Origin of the sequence: Aeromonas sp. EERV15 (genome assembly GCF_900079845.1) — a bacterium.
GTDB lineage: Bacteria > Pseudomonadota > Gammaproteobacteria > Enterobacterales > Aeromonadaceae > Aeromonas > Aeromonas sobria.
Map to the genome: position 1 here is coordinate 196,645 of NZ_FKKY02000005.1, position 17,566 is coordinate 214,210.

Here is a 17,566-nt window from a genome sequence, read left to right on the forward strand (position 1 = left end):
CGGGGATTGTGTGACACGACTCCCCTCTTTTTTGCGTTGGATCAACATATGACAGCGCCGAAGTGGCGAAGATGCGCTTCGACATTTAGCGACCATTTCGCGCCGGAGAGAGTTATGACAAACCAAGCCACCGCAGGTGTCTCGACCTGCGACTACAAGCTGTGGGACATCCTCGTCGAGTCTGCAAAGGAACGCACTACCATTCGTTACTCCAAACTGGCCAAGCTGGCCGGGCTGGAGCAGTGCCAGGATGAACTGCGCACCCTGCTGCAACGCATCCGCATGTACTGCACTGAAAACCACCTGCCGATCCTCTCCACCATAGTGGTGGATGACGTGGGCAAATATACTGGCCTCTCTTCCAGCCTGCCTGATGCACCCTGGGAACGGGCCCGGGTCTTTGACCATGAGTGGACCACCCTGCACTGATTGACGTGTTTGAAGATGCCGACCAAAACGCGCCAACTGGCGCGTTTTGGCTATCTGGCGTTTGCCCCTTATCTTTTTCTCCCGTAATAGCCGCTTTTCTCCCGCAATAACCGCCCCCATCGAGCATACCCACAGCAGTGCTCCTGACCTTGAGCACGAAAGCGCCGTTCAGGTGTGACCAGTTCCGGTAAAACCCGCGAGCCGGACCATCGGCGTTGCCATGGGATTGCCACAATGCCAGAATCGGGCCCTTGCACTGTGTTGATTCGGATTTTCGGGCAGCAGCCCACGGCAGCGCCCACAAGAGAAGGACTCCCCATGGCCACCACCCTCTATGGCATCAAGAACTGCGACACCATCAAGAAAGCCCGCAAGTGGCTGGATGAGGCCGGTATCGACTACCGCTTTCACGACCACCGCGCCGACGGCCTGAACCCGGACGATCTGGACAGCTGGCTGGCACAACTCGGCTGGGAAGCCCTGCTCAACAGTCGTGGCACCACCTTCCGCGCCCTGCCGGATGAGGCCAAACAGGGGCTCGACACCGCTAAAGCGCGCGCCCTGCTGCTGGAACACCCGGCGATGATCAAGCGCCCGCTGCTGGACCGTGACGGCGAACTGACCCTGGGTTTCAAGGCTGATCACTACCAATCCCTCTTCTCTCGTTAAGGACAACTGATGTCGGATGTCATTGCACTGGCCAAGGATCTGATCCGCCGCCCCTCCGTTACCCCCCTCGATGAGGGGTGCCAGACCCTGATGGCGGAGCGCCTCGCCAGGCTCGGGTTCGTCATCGAGCCCATGGTGTTTGAGGACACCACCAACCTCTGGGCCCGCCGTGGCAGCGAGGGGCCGCTGTTCTGCTTCGCCGGTCACACCGACGTGGTGCCTGCCGGGCCGCTGGACAAATGGCACACCCCGCCGTTCGAGCCGACCATCAAGGATGGCGTACTCTACGGGCGCGGCGCCGCCGACATGAAGGGCTCGCTAGCCTCCATGGTGGTAGCAGTCGAGCGCTTCGTGGCCGAGCATCCGGATCACGCAGGGTCGATTGCCTTTCTCATCACCTCAGATGAAGAGGGGCCCTTTATCAATGGCACCACCCGGGTGATCGACACTCTGGAGGCCCGCCACGAGAAGATCCGCTGGTGCATCGTCGGCGAGCCCTCTTCCACCGCCGTGGTCGGGGATGTGGTGAAGAACGGCCGACGCGGCTCCATCACCGGCGATCTGCTGGTGCGCGGAGTGCAGGGTCATGTCGCCTATCCCCATCTGGCGGACAACCCCATTCACAAAGCCGCGCCAGCGCTGGCGGAACTCGCCGCCACCGTGTGGGATGAGGGCAACGCCTACTTCCCCCCCACCAGCTTCCAGATCGCCAATATCTCGGCCGGCACCGGCGCCTCCAACGTCATTCCGGGCGAGCTGCAGGTGCAGTTCAACTTCCGCTTCAGCACCGAACTGACCGACATGGATATCCGTGAGCGGGTCGAAGCGCTGCTGGATAAACACGGCCTCGATTATCAGCTGAGCTGGACCCTCTCCGGCCAGCCATTCCTCACCGACACCGGCGCACTGCTCGATGCCGCCGTGGCGGCCATCGAGGCGGTGAACGGTCAGCGACCGGCCCTGCTCACCACTGGCGGCACCTCGGACGGGCGCTTTATCGCCCCCACTGGCGCCGAGGTGATTGAGCTTGGCCCCGTCAACGCCACCATTCACAAGGTAAACGAGTGCGTGAAGGCGGACGATCTGGATCTGCTGGCCGACATGTACCAAGGGGTGCTCGAGAGATTACTGGCATGACGCAGGAACAACTGCTGGGGCTCGACGAGAGTCACCTAATTCTGGTGGGGCGCGGCCCCCATCGTCTGACCGCCGCCACCGCGGCGGCCTTCAACGACATGCAGGTGGCGGCCGCCTACGAGGGGTTCAACCTGCAGGCGGCCTCCAGCTGGCGCAGCTTCGAGCGCCAGCTCGCCATCTGGAATGGCAAGTGGCGCGGCGAACGGCCACTGCTCGATGCCAACAGCCAGCCCATCGATGCCCTGCAACTAAGCGAGGTAGAGCGGCTGCACGCCATCCTGCGCTGGAGTGCCCTGCCCGGCACCAGCCGTCACCACTGGGGGACCGATCTCGACATCTACGACCCGGACTGCCTGCCCGCCGATACCAAACTGGCGCTGGAGCCGTGGGAGTATGAAGCCGGGGGCTGGTTTGCAGATCTCAGCGAGTGGCTCAGCGATCATATGAGCGACTTCGGTTTCTTCCTGCCCTATGCCAAGCCGGTCGGGGCGGGGAGCGGGGTCGCCTACGAGCCCTGGCATATCAGCTTCTCGCTGGAGTCCGATGAGCAGCGGCTCGATCCCGCAGCACTGGCGCTTTGCCTGCAACAGGCGGATATTGAAGGCAAGTCGACCATATTGGCCAACCTTGATGAAATTTTGGCCCGTTATGTCACCACCTGTCCTGACGAAAGGAAAATCCCATGAATCTCTGGCTATGGATAGGGTTGCCGCTGCTGTTCCTGCTCGGGCTGTTTCTCAATGCCATCAAAGACATGAAACGGCTGGAGAAGCAGTTGCCCAACTACAAGGACAAGATACGCGAAGTGAAGGATGACGAGGACGACTGAATCCCGCCCCATCCCTTGGGGAGCGCCCTTGTGCTCCCCTCTCCCTCTGCTGTGCCGTTTCGCTTTTCCCCGCCCTCTCCTCCCTGCGCATCCTTGAAATCGACGCTCCTTTGACTCCGCTTTCGTTAACCCCGTCACAGTCAGAATATGGCGCGGCCATACTGAAAAAAGGGATGAAAAATGTAAGAAAGTGCAAATTGATGCACAAATAAGCCACACAAGGGGGGCCTAACTGCATATAATGTGCCTACTTTGCACATTACCAGGAAGGAGTTCGCCCTTGGATGCCGCTACCATCAACAGTTTCTTTTTTGTCGCCGCACTGCTAGTGGGTGCCAGCGTCCTGTTGAGCGCCCTCTCTTCCCGCCTCGGTATTCCCATTCTGGTTATCTTCCTCGCCGTCGGCATGCTGGCCGGTGAGGATGGCCCCGGTGGCATCCACTTCGCTGACTACTCCATCGCCTATCTGGTGGGTAACCTGGCGCTCGCCATCATTCTGCTCGACGGCGGCATGCGCACCCGGGTCTCCTCGTTTCGGGTGGCACTCTGGCCTGCACTGTCGCTGGCCACGGTCGGGGTGGCCATCACCACCGGCCTGACCGGTCTGGCCGCCGCCTGGCTGTTTGACCTCAACCTGATGCAGGGAATGCTGATCGGCGCCATCGTCGGCTCCACCGATGCGGCGGCGGTCTTCTCCCTGCTCGGTGGGCGCAGCCTCAACGAACGGGTGAGCGCCACCCTGGAGATCGAATCGGGCAGCAACGATCCCATGGCGGTGTTTCTCACCGTCACCCTGATTGAAGTGCTGGCCACCGCCCAGCAGGGGCTGGATGGTGGCTACCTGTTGCTGCAACTGTTACAGCAGTTTGGCATGGGGGCCGGGATTGGTCTGACCGGTGGCTGGCTGTTGTGGCGACTGATCAACACAGCCAAGCTGGCTGCAGGTCTCTACCCCTTGCTCACCGTCAGCGGTGGCCTGCTGATCTTCGCCCTCACCACGGCAGTAGGTGGCAGCGGCATTCTCGCCATCTACCTCACCGGTCTGCTGCTCGGCAACCTCTCCCTGCGCAGCCGCAGCACCACCTTGTCGGTGCTGGACGGCCTGACCTGGCTCAGCCAAATCGGCATGTTTCTGGTGCTGGGGCTGCTGGCCACCCCGAGTAATCTGCTACCCATCGCCCTGCCCGCGCTGGCGCTGGCGATGTGGATGATCCTGATAGCCCGCCCCATCTCGGTGTGGATCGGCCTGTTGCCGTTCAAGAACTTTGCCCCCCGCGAGCGCTGGTTTATCTCCTGGGTCGGCTTGCGCGGCGCCGTTCCCATCATTCTGGCGGTGTTCCCCATGATGGCGGGGCTGCCCAACGCCCAGCTCTACTTCAACGTCGCCTTCTTCGTGGTGCTGGTTTCGCTGATTTTGCAAGGGAGCTCACTGCCGCTGGCATCAAAACTGGCGCGGGTTGAGGTACCGGCACCGCCCTCGCCCATCAACCGTTCGGGGCTCGAGATCGATCTCGACAGTCAGTGGGAGACCTTCGTCTACCAGCTGGGAGCCGATAAGTGGTGCATCGGCTCGCCACTGCGAGATCTGCAGATGCCCACCGGCACCCGGATCTGCGCCCTGTTTCGTGGCCGCGAACTGCTTCACCCCTCGGGCAGTACCTGCCTGCAGGCCGATGACATCCTCTGCGTGATTGGCCACGAGCGCGATCTCTCCGCCCTCGGCCAACTGTTCAGTCAGGCGCCGGAGCAGGATCTCGGCCCCCGCTTCTTCGGTGACTTCCTGCTGGAAGCGGCGGCGCGGCTGGTGGATCTCGCCCCCCTGTACGGATTGGATGTGAGCGAGGTGGCGGATCAGACACTGGCCGATTTTATTGCCAACCAGTTGGGCGATAATCTGGTGGTCGGTGACAACATCGAATGGCAGGGCCTGATCTGGACCGTGGCCGAAATGGACGAGAGCGTGCCGGGCAAGATCGGGGTGCGCTTTCAGGAAGAGGACCCGGTCTGAGCGACCGTCCCGTATCAAGTCCCCAGCAAGAAGGGAGAAGAGTTATGCCATATCAAAGTTTGCTGTCCGGTTCCCTGCCCCCCGCTGCCAATCTGGGGGTCATTGAAGGCTTTTTTGGCAAGGGATGGAGCTGGCAGGCCCGCGCCCGCTACGCCCAGTGGCTGCCGCGCCACGGTTACGGCTTCTATATCTATGCCCCGAAAGAGGATGGCTATCTGCGCAAGCACTGGGCCCTCCCCTGGCCCGAGCAGCAGCTGGCAGATTTGGCCGAGCTGGCGCGCCAGTGCCGTGCCAACGGGCTCGCCTTCGGGGTGGGCCTGAGCCCCATGGGGGCACACCACGACTACGAGCGCAAGCGCCCGGCGCTGCTCGAAAAAGTGCGCCTTATCGATGAGATGATCCAGCCCGATATTCTGGCGGTGCTGTTTGACGACATGAAGGGTGATACCCCGGATCTGGCCCGTCACCAGCTCACCATCGCCCACGACATCGCGGCCCACAGCAAGGCGACCCGCCTCATCTTCTGCCCCAGCTACTACTCGACCGATCCGGTGCTGGAGAAGGTGTTCGGCGCCATGCCCCCCCGCTATCTGGAAGAGCTTGGCGAGCAACTCGACCGCCGCTTCGAGATCTTCTGGACCGGCCCCAAGGTTTGCTCCAGCGAGTATCCGGCCAGCCACCTCAAGCAGGTGACCGAACTGCTCGGCCGCAAGCCGTTCCTGTGGGACAACTACCCGGTCAACGATGGCAGCAAGGCGAGCAGCTACCTCCATCTGCGCGCCTTCGAGAACCGCCCCGCCGAGCTGGCGGAGCTGGTCTCTGGCCACGCGGTCAACCCGATGAAACAGGCGGCGCTGTCGGCCCTACCCCTCGCCACCCTGCCGATGAGCTACCGGCTCGGCAAGCAGTACGATCCCGACAAGGCGCTGCACGCCGCCCTCAACGCCACCTGCGGCCCGCAGATCTCGGCGATGATCGAAGCCGACCTGCCGCTGTTTCAGGATCTGGGGCTGGCGCAGCTCACCTCCGAGCAGATTGCCGCCCTCAAGGCGCGCTACCTGCCGTTTCGCGACCAATCCTGCGTCGACGAAATCGTGCGCTGGCTGGATGGGGAGTATGTGTTCGACCCCGACTGTCTGACCGATTAACTCACCCTGCGGGGCAGGCTGAGCCAGTCTCGGCTGGCGTGATTGTCGTGATGGGAGTGATGCGCGCAGCCAGTCTGGGCAAGGTGTGCGCACAGCTACGGCAATGAAGAGTTCATAACTGAGAATATCGGGCATAACCCGGGGCCAGGATGGCAGTTAAACAGCCCTGACAAGATGGTTTCAAGGGAGCTTGTATGGATACACATCTGCTTTACCAGAATCTGGCGGTGATCGCTGCCTTCTTGCTGATCTACAGCCTGATCGCGGGGCGCTTCGAGTCAAAACTGGTCAACGGCCCCCTGCTGTTTCTGCTGACCGGCTGGCTGCTGGGGCCGGGCGGGCTGGAGCTGCTATCTCTTTCTATCGACAGCGCCGGCATCAAGCTGCTGGCCGAGCTGACCCTGGTCATAGTGCTGTTCAACGATGCCGCCAACACCAACTGGCAGGTATTGCTGGCCAACCGCCAGCTCCCGATCCGGCTGCTGCTGATTGGCCTGCCCCTCACCCTGCTCTGTGGCGCCCTGTTTGGCCACTGGATTTTCCCCGACCTACCACTGCTAGAGATGGCCATCCTCTCGACCATTCTTGCCCCCACCGATGCGGCGCTGGGCAAGGCGGTGGTGAGCAACCCCGCGGTACCGGCACCGGTGCGCGAAGGGCTCAATCAGGAGAGCGGCCTCAACGACGGCATCTGCGTGCCGGTACTGCTTCTGCTGCTGGCCCTTATCGCCCCCACCGAGCAACACGCAGGCACCGCCACCCTGGCCATCACCCTGATGCTCGAAGAGATCGGCATTGGCCTCTTGGTCGCCTTTGTGCTGACCAGCCTCACCATCCGGCTGTTGAAAATCTCTTATCTCAACGGCTGGCAACTGCCGCTCTGGCGTCAGCTCACCATGCCGGGGCTGGCCCTGCTCTGCTTTGCCCTGGCCCAGACTCTCGGTGGCAGCGGCTTTATCGCCGCCTTTGTCGGCGGCCTCTTTATCGGCCACCGGCTTGGCGAGCACAAGCACGCCTACATGGACAGCTGCGAAGGCTACGGCGACCTGCTCTCCGTGGTGATCTGGATGGTGTTTGGCGCGACCCTGATGCCCATCCTGCCGGAGCTTCTGCAGTGGCAATACTGGCTCTATGCCATTGCCAGTCTCACCCTGCTGCGGATGGTGCCGGTCTGGCTGAGCCTTATCGGCACCGGCCTCAAACCAGAGCTCAAGCTCTTTATCGGCTGGTTCGGGCCACGGGGCCTTGCCAGCATTGTCTTTGCGGTGATGGTGCTGCAAAACCAGCCAGCGTTGATCGGCCAGCGCCCCATCATCGCCACCGTGCTCTGCACCATCATATTGAGCGTCATCCTGCACGGCCTCACCGCCAACCCCTGGGTCGAGCGTTTCAAGCCCCGCTGAGCCAAGCCGCTCCCATAAAAAATGCCACCAAGCGGTGGCATTTTCTTTCGTGGCGCGGGTCACTGACGGCTCTTAACCGAGCGCCAGCCAGACCCCTACCCCCAGCATCAGGGTACCGGCGATGCGGTTCATCAGGGTTACGTTGCCGCTCTTGGCAAGGAAGTGGCGCAGGGTGCGGCCACCGCTGGCGTAGAGCAGCAAGCAGGAGAACTCGATGACCAAAATCAGCGCCACCAGCGCGGTGATCTGCGGCGCCATCGGCTTGTCGGCAGAGATAAACGGCGGCAGCAAGGAGATCATAAAGGCCCACCCCTTGGGGTTGGCGATGGCGGTGACAAACCCCTGCACCGCCAGCCCCATGGGGCTGGTCTGCTGACCGGCCGAGAGATCCGCCGGAATGGCCATCTTCCCTTTGGCCTGCCACATCTGGATGCCGAGCCACACCAGATAGGCGCCCCCCACATATTTGAAGGCGGCGAAGATCCCCGGATAGTTGAGCATGATGGCAGCTACCCCGATCACCGACAGCACCGAGACCAGCCCGACTCCGATCAGCTCCCCCCACATCATGTGTAGAGTACGGCGCACACCCAGGCTCATCCCCAGGGTCATCGACAGGGTCATGCACATGCCGGGGGTCACCGAGACAAAGAAAAAGGTCGGGATAAACAGAGCCAGAATGGCCGGATCGATCCAGCTGGACACAACATACCTCCATCAAAACAGATATCAGATCTTGCCGGACACCATTTTATTAAACAAGAAGAATACGATTAATTTCGATAAATTTTACTAATGTTACCGGTGACATATCTTGTCAGTTTTGTATACTCCTTGGCCGATCAAATTTGAATCAGGAGAATGCATGTCATTGAATAATCTATCAATAAGACTACAAATCCTTATCCCGCTACTGCTTGCCAGTGTATTGATGGTATTAATGATTACCGTCAGCAAACAGGGACTCGACAGCTCCATCAAGGCCATGAATGAAACTACCGATAACGTAATCTCACACAAAGACGATATCGCCAAATTGATTCATGCCACTTATCGATTGCGCACCAGTTCCATTTACGGCCTTTATGACGCAAAGCTGTTTGCCACCCTGCCGGAACAACTCAACAACTCTGAACGAGAAATCAGCACCATTCTGTCACGTCTGGAGATCAGTGGTGCCGAACAGGATAACCGCCAGGTTACCAATGCCCTGCAAGCCTATCTTGGTCATATCCGAACCAATATGGTTCCCCTGCTTGCCCAAAAACATCGTGACGGAATCGATCCTGCCGGCTACGCAGAAGCACGTGTTCGTTTCCGTGAACTGGGAGAACAGCTGATCAAAGAGATTGACAGCATGTCTACCCATATCAACCAGCTGATCGTCGCCGAGATCGCCAGCAAGGATGCAGACTACAAAGCGACCATGCTGCAAGCCATGTTCTTTATGCTGGGATCTCTGATTGCCGCCCTAGTCTGCGGCTGGTGGCTTTCAGGCCATATTGTTCGGCCCATCAGCCAATTGCAATCGGTTATGCGCGCAGTGGCTCAGGGGCGCTTCAACGTGCGTGCTCATGACGAGGGCAATAATGAACTGACCCATCTGGCCAAGGATATTAACCTCACCCTGACCCAGCTCAGTAGCACCATAGAGAACCTGACCGGGATCAGCGATAACGTCGCCTCCGCCGCCACCGAGCTGGCCGCCGTGATGACCCAGTCCGAAGCCAACGCCCAGCAACAACGCAGCGAGATTGAGCAGGTTGCCTCAGCTGTGACCGAACTTTCCAGCACCGCTGACAACGTCAACCAGAACGCAGCCATGGCGGATGATCTGGCACGGGATGCCAATGGCCGGGTCGAACAGGGGCTAACGCTCTTTACCGAAAGCATCGCTGCCAACAGCCGGATGGCGGGCAGTCTGGAAGATGCCGCCGCCATAGTGGCCCAGCTCAAATCCCAGTCCGAGCAGATCGGCAAGGTGATTGAAGTTATTCAGGGGATCTCCGAGCAGACCAACCTGCTGGCGCTCAATGCCGCCATCGAAGCGGCCCGTGCCGGTGAGACGGGCCGTGGCTTTGCGGTCGTGGCCGACGAAGTGAGAATGTTGGCGGCCCGCACCCAGGACTCCACCAAGGAGATCCAGGCCATCATCGAGCGGCTGCAGGGCCAGTCCCAATCCGCCAACAACGGCGTGCAAGAAACCTTGGAGATCCTCAGCCATAACCAGCGCCTGTCGGCTCAGGTGCAGGAGCTTCTAAGCGGTATTACCGGTGCCGTGCGCCAGATCAACGACGCCAACGCCCAGGTAGCCACCGCCGCCGAGGAGCAGTCCTGCGTCACTGCCGACATCAACCGCAACATCACCAATATTCACGAGATCGTAAGCCAGAGCTCCGCCGGCATCAGCCAGAGCGCCAGTGCCAGCAACGAACTCTCGCAGCTCGCCGAGCAGCAACGCAAGCAGCTATCCCAATTCCAGCTGTAAGCGCACAAAGCGAACAAAGCGAACAAGACAAAAAGGCCCGTAAGGGCCTTTCTTGTTGATGGGACAATGGCTTTGTCTCTGTTTTAAACGCCATTTTTTGGCCAATGGCTCCATAGGGGGCTGGGCTGCTCCACCAAATATCGGTATGGTAGAGGCACGTTACTCCCCCTCACGTGAGCACACCATGAGCCTGAGATTCAAGAAACCCGCCTTTATCGCTTTGGGGCTCATCGCCCTCGTTTCCGCCACCTGGCTCGACTTCTACCTGCCGGAGCACACCATTGCCACCATCACTGGTGTCGAGGTGAAGCGCACCGACAAGGATGGCCCCATCAGCCAGAAGAACCCGGCTGATGGCCCCACCTCCGACGTCTACTACATCTATACCGAGCGCCCCGGCGAGAAGATCCGGGTATTCCGCAATGAAGATACCGAGTGGGGCTGGCCCTTCTACTTCAAGTTCAACGCCGCCGATGTGCAGGCCAAAGCCAAGTCGATGGAGTTCGAGAAGCGTCTGGCCATCATCACCTCCTACGGCTGGCGCGTGAACATGTTCTCCCTGTTCCCCAACGTTACCAAGATCGAGAGCACCGAGCCTGATGCCTCCACCTGGAGCTTCTTCCGCTGGTTCTGGTTCGGCCTCTGGGCACTGGTGATGGGCAAAGCGGCCATTGCGACCTGGCGCTACTTCGATCGTCTTGAGGACGAGATATGAGTGAGCCGAGTAAAACCCGCACCAGTTTCTACCGGCGGCTCTACGTGGCCTGGCTGATCAGCCAGGGCACGGATACGGTACCCGCCATCATGGAGGTGACCGGCATGCCGCGCCGCACCGCGCAAGATACCCTGAGCGCGCTGGCCGAGCTCGATATCAACTGCGCCTTCGAGCAGACCGAAGGGGCTCGCCACCTGCAAGGGCACTACCGCATCAGCGACTGGGGCCCCATCAACCCTGCATGGATCAAGGCTCAGCTGCCTCTGATCAAAGAGACGCTGAGCTATCCCTAAGCCGGGAACAGCTCTGCAATAACACTCTGTACTAAATAAATAGAGGGGCCAGCCGACAAGGCTGGCCCCTCTATTTTCCGGCCGCATGTTTCAGGCTGACAGGGGGATAGGGTGATGGCAGCCCTACTCCGGCATGGCCGAATCCTGCAGCTCCTCGTCGGACTCCCCCTTGGTGCAATCGATGATGGATCGTTTGGGATTGTTGGGGTCGCGCAGCAGCAGGGGCGCCAACCCCTCGTCATGCTTCTGCTCGTCACTAAACTCGCTGCCGTAGGCGTTGTGGGTCAACCGGCGGGCGTTGGCGATGGGGGTATCGACAAACAGGGCGTGCACTTCAAAGCTTGCGGCAGGCACGATAAAACCGACCACTGGCAAGCCGTGCAGCTCCTCGTGCACCTTGTACCAGGCAAAGCCGTCGCTCACCTTGTAGGGGGTGTAGTTGGCCAGCTGTAGATTGGCGGCCCTGCCCGTCTCATCTACATAGAGATCGGTAAATTCACAGGTCGCCAGACCCTGCCACATCCGCTCGAATGGCGTCGCACAGCCCGTCAGTTGCAACCCGGCCAGCAGCACCAAGCCTCTCTTCCACATTCCCCGCCCCTTCTTGCAAAAATGAACCGGCGCTCAGTCAAACGCCCGCAGCCGCGTCACCAGCAGATCGATAAAGCCCGGACGATCCAGCCCCAGCAATACCAGCGCATTGGCTGGCTTGCCGGTCAGACCATAACGATCCACCACCGTCATCCCCACTGTATGCTCCCCACTGGTCTCGATATCGACCCGGCACTCGACCCCGTGGAACAACTCGGGAGCCAGCAACCAGGCAATGGTACAGGGGTCGTGGAGCGGCGCGCCAGCAAATCCCCACTTGGGATCCCGGTGGTAAATCATGAAAAAGTCGAGCAGCCCAGCCACACACTGGGCCACCGGATTGGTGATGGCGCGCACCCGCTCGATATCCTCATCCATCACCTGCGCCTCATGGGTCACATCGAGGCCGCACATGGTGATGGGAATACCAGACTTGAACACCATATCGGCCGCTTCCGGATCGACATAAATATTGAATTCCGCCGCCGGGGTCCAGTTGCCCGCCCCTGCGGTGCCCCCCATCAATACGATGCGGGCAATCCTGGGTTTGAGCTCCGGGTGGGCCGCCAACAGCAGGGCGATATTGGTCAGTGGCCCGGTCGGTACCAGGGTCACCGGCTGCGGGCTCTCGCGCAAGCACTTGGCCATCAATTCAACCCCCGTCATGGCCTGCGGCGCAAAGGCGGGATCCGGCAGCTTGGGACCATCGAGCCCCGACTCGCCGTGGACGTTGTCGGCAATAATCAGCTCGCGGGCCAGTGGCTTCGGCGCCCCCGCGGCCACCGGAATATCGTCCCGCCCCAGCAGGGTGAGGATGCGCAGGGCATTGTTGAGGGTCTTATCCGGTGTCTGGTTGCCCGCGCTGGTGGTGACCGCCAGCACCTTAAGTTCAGGGCTGGCCAGCGCCAGAATGAGGGCAATGGCGTCGTCGTGGCCGGGATCACAATCGAGAATAACGGGCAGTTCCATGGAAAGGGTCCTTACAACATAACAGGGAGCCATACCTTAACAAGCAAGCTTCGGATGAACTCGGGAAGGGGTCACAAAACGGGGCCTTGTTGGTGACCAGAAGGGTTTGCACTTCACGCCGTCGCGCGATCAAAGCGGCTCATTATCAAGAGGGTGCATGGCGCAATCCCGTTCATTTCCCGAGACAGCGCACCGCCCATTCGCCCGGCCGCGCCGGTTCGGGTATGATCGCCCCCCGTTTTCAGCCCGTGTGCCCTATGTCCGTTATCGTCGACACCTTTATCGCCCCGCCCTGCAGTGCCGTCATCGAGACGTTGTTTGAAGATGAGCACCTGCTGCTGATCAACAAGCCAAGCGGCCTGCTGAGTCTGTCAGGCAAGAACCCGCAGAACCTCGACTCGGTTCACTATCGACTGGTGCAGGATCACCCCGGCTGCACCCTGGTGCATCGCCTAGATTTTGGTACCTCGGGCATCATGGTGGTGGCCAAAAACAAGACCATCAACGCCCTGCTCTGCCAGCAGTTCAGCCAGCGGGCGGTAAGCAAGGCCTACAGCGCCCTGCTCTGCGGCCATCTGGCTGACGATGAGGGGATGATCGACGCCCCCATTGCCAAGGATCCGGCGATCTTTCCGCTGATGAAGATCTGCGCCGCCAGCGGTAAACCCGCCCGCTCCCGCTATCAGGTGATTGAGCGGCTGGATCAGCAGATGCAAGGCCAGGTTGTGCCACTGACCCGGGTGCGGCTGGTGCCTGAGACCGGCCGCACTCATCAACTGCGCATCCACAGCCAGTTGCTGGGCCACCCCATCCTCGGCTGCGATCTCTATGGCGGTCTGCTGCAACCGGGTTGCGAACAGGCGCCGCGGCTGATGCTGCACGCCAGCGAGCTGGACTTTACTCATCCGGTAAACGGCGAGCCGATGCAGATCCGCTGTGCCGCCCCTTTTTAGAGGCAATGGGTAGAGGCCGTCAGTAGATGGCAATCAGCGCGAGTGCGGCGGGAGCAGTGAAAGGGATGACGGGAGAAGAACAGAGGCAAACGGCGGATAAAGATAGGGGCCGCGCTTTCGCAACGGCCCCCACCCCCCACTCGGTGCTCTTGTAACAAGAGCTCTGCTATCAGATCAGCTTGCGGGCAGCACCCAGTACGATCTTGATGGCATCAGATTCGGTTTTCGCCATGGTCTCGGCGTTCGGGATTTCCTGCTGGGTACGGTTGACGATAACGCCAGCCACCATACCGGCACGCAGGCCCTGGCTGGTGCACATGGTCAGCAGGGTTGCGGATTCCATCTCATAGTTCAGCACGCCCATGGCTTGCCACTCTTTCATGGAACCCTGGAAACGGCTCACTACGCGGCCAGATACGGTGTCGTAACGCTCCTGACCCGGGTAGAAGGTATCGGAAGAGGCGGTCACACCGATGTGCAGCTTGGAGCCCATCTCTTTGGCGGTGTTGACCAGCGCTGTGGTGCAGTCGAAGTCGGCAACAGCCGGGAACTCCATCGGTGCAAAGTGCAGGCTGGCACCGTCAAGGCGCACGGAACCGGTAGTGACGATCACGTCACCCACGTTCAGGTGCGGCTGGATGGCGCCGGTGGTGCCGATACGCAGGAAGGTGTTGATACCCAGCTGGGCCAGCTCTTCTACCGCGATGGAGGTGGACGGGCCACCGATACCGGTAGAGCAGATGATCACGGCCTTACCGTCCATCTCGCCGCGCCAGGAAGTGAATTCACGATGGCTGGCCAGGTGCACCGGGTTATCCAGCATCTCTGCGATGCGCTTGACGCGCTCGGGGTCACCGGGGACGATCGCCAGGGTGGCGCCTTGCAGATCCGCTTTCTTCAAACCCAAGTGAAATACATCAGACATATTGGACTCCTGGTTGCCCCCTGCCAGCATGGTCAGGGCGCAAGTTAAGATGATTCTTTATGATACTTTCAAGCCTTTACCCCCCTCTTTGGGGAGGCGCCAACTATGGTCGAAAGCGCTTTCCAATTCCTTGAAGCGCCTCACACTTCCACGCATTGACAGTGACAAACTCCGCGCAAAACGTTTGCTAACCCAATGAAATAATTGACAAACGTTTTTCTGAAAAGTGAACACTAAGCGGGAAAGTCAAGTCTGGTTCAGCGCTTAATTAACGACTCGTGATCGACCCCGTAAAGTTGTAAACAAGATGCTTTTGTATCCCACCCATGATGGTAACTTAGCCCTCAATTACCACTAAATGGCTAACTATAGGGAGTCCATCATGGCTACATTCAAGTTCTATATTCCTGCAATCAACCTGATGGGTGCCGGTTGTCTGCAAGAGGCTGCCGCCGATATCAAGGGTTACGGCTATCGCAAGGCATTGATCGTGACCGACAAGATCCTCAACCAGATCGGCGTGGTCGCCAAGCTCACCACCCTGCTGGCTGAACATGGTATTGAAAGCGTGGTTTTCGATGAAACCAAGCCGAACCCCACCATGACCAACGTCGAGTCGGGTCTGGCGATGATCAAGGCCAACGGCTGCGACTGCGTCATCTCGCTGGGCGGCGGCTCGCCCCATGACTGCGCCAAGGGCATCGCGCTGGTTGCCGCTAACGGTGGCAGCATCAAGGATTACGAAGGGGTGGATCGCTCCGCCAAGCCGCAACTGCCGCTCATCGCCATCAACACCACCGCCGGTACCGCCTCCGAGATGACCCGCTTCTGCATCATCACCGACGAAGCGCGCCACGTGAAGATGGCCATCATCGACAAGCACGTTACCCCGCTGATGTCGGTCAACGACCCCGAGCTGATGCTGGCCAAGCCGGCCGGCCTCACCGCCGCCACCGGTATGGATGCCCTGACCCACGCCATCGAAGCCTATGTCTCCACCATCGCCACCCCGGTGACCGATGCCAGCGCCGTGATGGCCATCGAGCTGATCGCCAAGCACCTGCGCACCGCCGTTCATCAGGGCGATGATCTGCACGCCCGCGAGCAGATGGCCTATGCCCAGTTCCTGGCTGGCATGGCCTTCAACAACGCAAGCCTGGGTTACGTACACGCCATGGCCCACCAGCTGGGCGGTTTCTACGATCTGCCCCACGGTGTCTGCAACGCCGTGCTGCTGCCCCACGTTCAGGCTTACAACGCCCAGGTGAGCGCCGCCCGCCTGAAAGAGGTGGCCCGCTACATGGGTGTGGACGTGAGCGCCATGAACGATGAGCAGGGTGCCGCCGCCGCCATTGCCGCCATCAAGCAGCTGGCGCTGGATGTGAAGATCCCGGCCGGTCTGGAGCAGCTCGGCGTCAAAGCCGATGACTTCGATACCCTGGCCAGCAACGCCCTGAAAGATGCCTGCGGCTTCACCAACCCGAAACAGGCGAGCCACGAAGAGATCGTCGCCATCTTCCGCGCCGCCATGTAATGGTTGCCTGATTGCCGATAAGGGTCGCACTGCGGCCCTTTTTATTGGCTGATGGATCAATGGCTTTTTACTTCCGTGGAGGGAGTCGGTATGATTTGCCGAGCCAAAAAGACTGTATGGATGATCTGAACTCGATATGCGGATGAAACACCTGATTGCCGCGGCTTTGACCGCCCTCACCCTCTCCGGTTGCAGCCTGGTCTATCGCATTGATATTCCCCAGGGCAACTACGTGGAACAAAAACAGGTCGACAAACTGCGCCAGGGGATGACCCGCGAGCAGGTCAGCTATGTGCTGGGCAGCCCCATGCTGCGCGACGGCTTTGACCCCAACAGCTGGTACTACCTCTATGAATTCCAGCCGGGCCACGGCGACAAGGAGCGTAAAGAGCTCACCGTGACCTTTGCCAATGAGCGGCTCACCACGGTGACGGGTGACTTCCCGCTGCCAGCGGCCTTCAATACCCCGCTCTGATATTCCGCAAAACCGGCCTCGCGCCGGTTTTGTTTTATCCAGCCCTCGCTATTTATCCTGCCCGTTATCTTGTCAGACGATGCGATGTCATCTCCCCCCATTGCAGCGGCTCGCAAATTGACTGATGCTGATGAGCAGCCACCATGGCATCAACACCATCGAATGACACAGGGAGAAACCCCATGAGCCGGATCCTGATTGCCGGAGCCAGCGGCCTTATCGGCCGCGAACTGCTGCAGCAACTGCCTGCCGAACATGAACTGACCCTGCTCTGTCGCAAGCCGGGCAAGGAGGCGCACAATTGGCTACCGGTCAATTTTGATGATCTGGCCAGCGTCACCCTCTCCCGCCCGGTCGATATCGCCTTCTGTGCCCTCGGTACCACCCGCAAGGAGGCGGGCTCTGCCGAGGCATTTCGCCGGGTCGACCTTGACTATGTGCTCGCCTTTGCCGAGCTGGCCCGCCGCCACGGTTGTCAACGGCTGATCGTGGTCTCGAGCATGGGAGCCAGCGCAGGCTCACCGGCCCTCTATCCGCGCACCAAGGGGGAGATGGAGCAGGCCCTGCTGGCCCAATCCTGGCCACGGCTCGCCATCGTGCGGCCCGCCATGTTGCTGGGGGATCGCCAGCCACCGCGCCTCTCCGAGCAGATCTTTCAGACCATCTACCCGCTGTTTCGGCCGCTGCTGGTGGGCAAGCTCGCCCGCTGGCGCGCCATCGAGGCCCAGCAGGTAGCCCGCGCCATGATCGCCCTCTCGAAACTGCCCGCCGGGTGCGAGATTGTCGAGAACGAGCAGTTGCTGGCCCTCTGAACCCGATCTTTTCCACCGCTTTTGCATACAGCCGTTAAAACAAAGGGCAAGCCAGCTGGCTTAATGCCAGTCAGTTAAGCCTGACTGGCATTGTTTTTATTGGTTTTTTTAACTCCATACTTCTGTGGTCTCGGCTTCACGCAGCGGGGATAACTTCGCTCCCTTCGGGCCGGTAATACAAACTGCCC

19 protein-coding genes are annotated in these 17,566 nt (G+C 60.2%); 15 read left to right on the forward strand and 4 right to left on the reverse strand.

What is annotated here, in order from left to right:
- The first annotated feature begins 114 nt into the window (after positions 1–114).
- The 8 genes from BN4575_RS06390 to BN4575_RS06420 all read left to right on the forward strand — a co-directional run bounded on the left by BN4575_RS06390 (position 115) and on the right by BN4575_RS06420 (position 7,623).
- On the forward strand, positions 115–429 hold the full coding sequence (locus BN4575_RS06390; protein WP_068977574.1) for a hypothetical protein: 315 nt from the start codon (positions 115–117) through the stop codon (positions 427–429).
- 318 nt (positions 430–747) lie between these two features.
- Positions 748–1,098, forward strand: a complete 351-nt coding sequence (locus BN4575_RS06395; protein ID WP_068977575.1) for an ArsC family reductase — start codon at positions 748–750, stop codon at positions 1,096–1,098.
- 9 nt (positions 1,099–1,107) lie between these two features.
- Positions 1,108–2,235 (forward strand): succinyl-diaminopimelate desuccinylase, encoded by a 1,128-nt coding sequence (gene dapE, locus BN4575_RS06400; RefSeq protein WP_068977576.1) that lies wholly within the window; start codon positions 1,108–1,110, stop codon positions 2,233–2,235.
- A complete protein-coding gene (locus BN4575_RS06405; RefSeq protein ID WP_068977577.1) occupies positions 2,232–2,921 on the forward strand; it encodes a M15 family metallopeptidase in 690 nt (229 codons plus the stop codon). The genes dapE and BN4575_RS06405 overlap by 4 nt, the downstream gene beginning before the upstream one ends.
- Positions 2,918–3,064 (forward strand): hypothetical protein, encoded by a 147-nt coding sequence (locus tag BN4575_RS21665; RefSeq protein ID WP_005337933.1) that lies wholly within the window; start codon positions 2,918–2,920, stop codon positions 3,062–3,064. The genes BN4575_RS06405 and BN4575_RS21665 overlap by 4 nt, the downstream gene beginning before the upstream one ends.
- 280 nt (positions 3,065–3,344) lie before the next feature.
- Complete coding sequence (locus BN4575_RS06410; protein ID WP_068977578.1) at positions 3,345–5,072, forward strand: potassium/proton antiporter; 1,728 nt, start codon at positions 3,345–3,347, stop codon at positions 5,070–5,072.
- 44 nt (positions 5,073–5,116) lie between these two features.
- Positions 5,117–6,220, forward strand: a complete 1,104-nt coding sequence (locus BN4575_RS06415) for a beta-N-acetylglucosaminidase domain-containing protein (RefSeq protein WP_068977579.1) — start codon at positions 5,117–5,119, stop codon at positions 6,218–6,220.
- A 194-nt stretch (positions 6,221–6,414) separates the two neighbouring features.
- Entirely contained in the window at positions 6,415–7,623 is a 1,209-nt protein-coding gene (locus BN4575_RS06420) for a cation:proton antiporter (protein WP_068977580.1), read from the forward strand.
- A 72-nt stretch (positions 7,624–7,695) separates the two neighbouring features.
- Here the strand turns inward: BN4575_RS06420 and BN4575_RS06425 are convergent, their stop codons facing one another.
- Positions 7,696–8,328: a LysE family translocator gene (locus tag BN4575_RS06425; RefSeq protein ID WP_042018701.1), complete on the reverse strand. Its 633-nt coding sequence runs from the start codon at positions 8,326–8,328 to the stop codon at positions 7,696–7,698.
- Positions 8,329–8,488: 160 nt separating this feature from the next.
- Between BN4575_RS06425 and BN4575_RS06430 the strand changes: the two genes are divergently transcribed.
- From BN4575_RS06430 to BN4575_RS06440, 3 genes are all read left to right on the forward strand, one after another.
- A complete protein-coding gene (locus tag BN4575_RS06430) occupies positions 8,489–10,111 on the forward strand; it encodes a methyl-accepting chemotaxis protein (protein ID WP_068977581.1) in 1,623 nt (540 codons plus the stop codon).
- Positions 10,112–10,295: 184 nt separating this feature from the next.
- Positions 10,296–10,826 (forward strand): DUF1523 family protein, encoded by a 531-nt coding sequence (locus BN4575_RS06435; RefSeq protein WP_042018699.1) that lies wholly within the window; start codon positions 10,296–10,298, stop codon positions 10,824–10,826.
- Complete coding sequence (locus BN4575_RS06440) at positions 10,823–11,119, forward strand: winged helix-turn-helix domain-containing protein (RefSeq protein WP_068977582.1); 297 nt, start codon at positions 10,823–10,825, stop codon at positions 11,117–11,119. Before BN4575_RS06435 ends, BN4575_RS06440 begins: the two co-directional genes overlap by 4 nt.
- 123 nt (positions 11,120–11,242) lie before the next feature.
- Here BN4575_RS06440 and BN4575_RS06445 read toward each other — a convergent pair whose 3' ends face one another.
- Together BN4575_RS06445 and rihA are read right to left on the reverse strand one after the other, a co-directional pair.
- Positions 11,243–11,710 (reverse strand): hypothetical protein, encoded by a 468-nt coding sequence (locus BN4575_RS06445; RefSeq protein WP_068977583.1) that lies wholly within the window; start codon positions 11,708–11,710, stop codon positions 11,243–11,245.
- Between the two features lie 33 nt (positions 11,711–11,743).
- Positions 11,744–12,679 carry a pyrimidine-specific ribonucleoside hydrolase RihA gene (rihA, locus tag BN4575_RS06450; protein ID WP_068977584.1) on the reverse strand — a complete coding sequence of 312 codons (936 nt, stop codon included), beginning with the start codon at positions 12,677–12,679 and terminating at the stop codon, positions 11,744–11,746.
- 224 nt (positions 12,680–12,903) lie between these two features.
- Between rihA and BN4575_RS06455 the strand changes: the two genes are divergently transcribed.
- Positions 12,904–13,632 carry an RluA family pseudouridine synthase gene (locus tag BN4575_RS06455; RefSeq protein WP_083221005.1) on the forward strand — a complete coding sequence of 243 codons (729 nt, stop codon included), beginning with the start codon at positions 12,904–12,906 and terminating at the stop codon, positions 13,630–13,632.
- 169 nt (positions 13,633–13,801) lie between these two features.
- Here the strand turns inward: BN4575_RS06455 and udp are convergent, their stop codons facing one another.
- A complete protein-coding gene (gene udp / locus BN4575_RS06460) occupies positions 13,802–14,557 on the reverse strand; it encodes a uridine phosphorylase (RefSeq protein WP_042018691.1) in 756 nt (251 codons plus the stop codon).
- Positions 14,558–14,939: 382 nt separating this feature from the next.
- Between udp and yiaY the strand changes: the two genes are divergently transcribed.
- The 3 genes from yiaY (at position 14,940) to BN4575_RS06475 (ending at position 17,378) form a co-directional block, all read left to right on the forward strand.
- Positions 14,940–16,091: an L-threonine dehydrogenase gene (yiaY, locus tag BN4575_RS06465; RefSeq protein WP_068977586.1), complete on the forward strand. Its 1,152-nt coding sequence runs from the start codon at positions 14,940–14,942 to the stop codon at positions 16,089–16,091.
- A 136-nt stretch (positions 16,092–16,227) separates the two neighbouring features.
- A complete protein-coding gene (bamE, locus tag BN4575_RS06470; RefSeq protein WP_042018688.1) occupies positions 16,228–16,566 on the forward strand; it encodes an outer membrane protein assembly factor BamE in 339 nt (112 codons plus the stop codon).
- Positions 16,567–16,748: 182 nt separating this feature from the next.
- Complete coding sequence (locus BN4575_RS06475) at positions 16,749–17,378, forward strand: NAD(P)H-binding protein (RefSeq protein WP_068977587.1); 630 nt, start codon at positions 16,749–16,751, stop codon at positions 17,376–17,378.
- Positions 17,379–17,566: the final 188 nt, after the last annotated feature.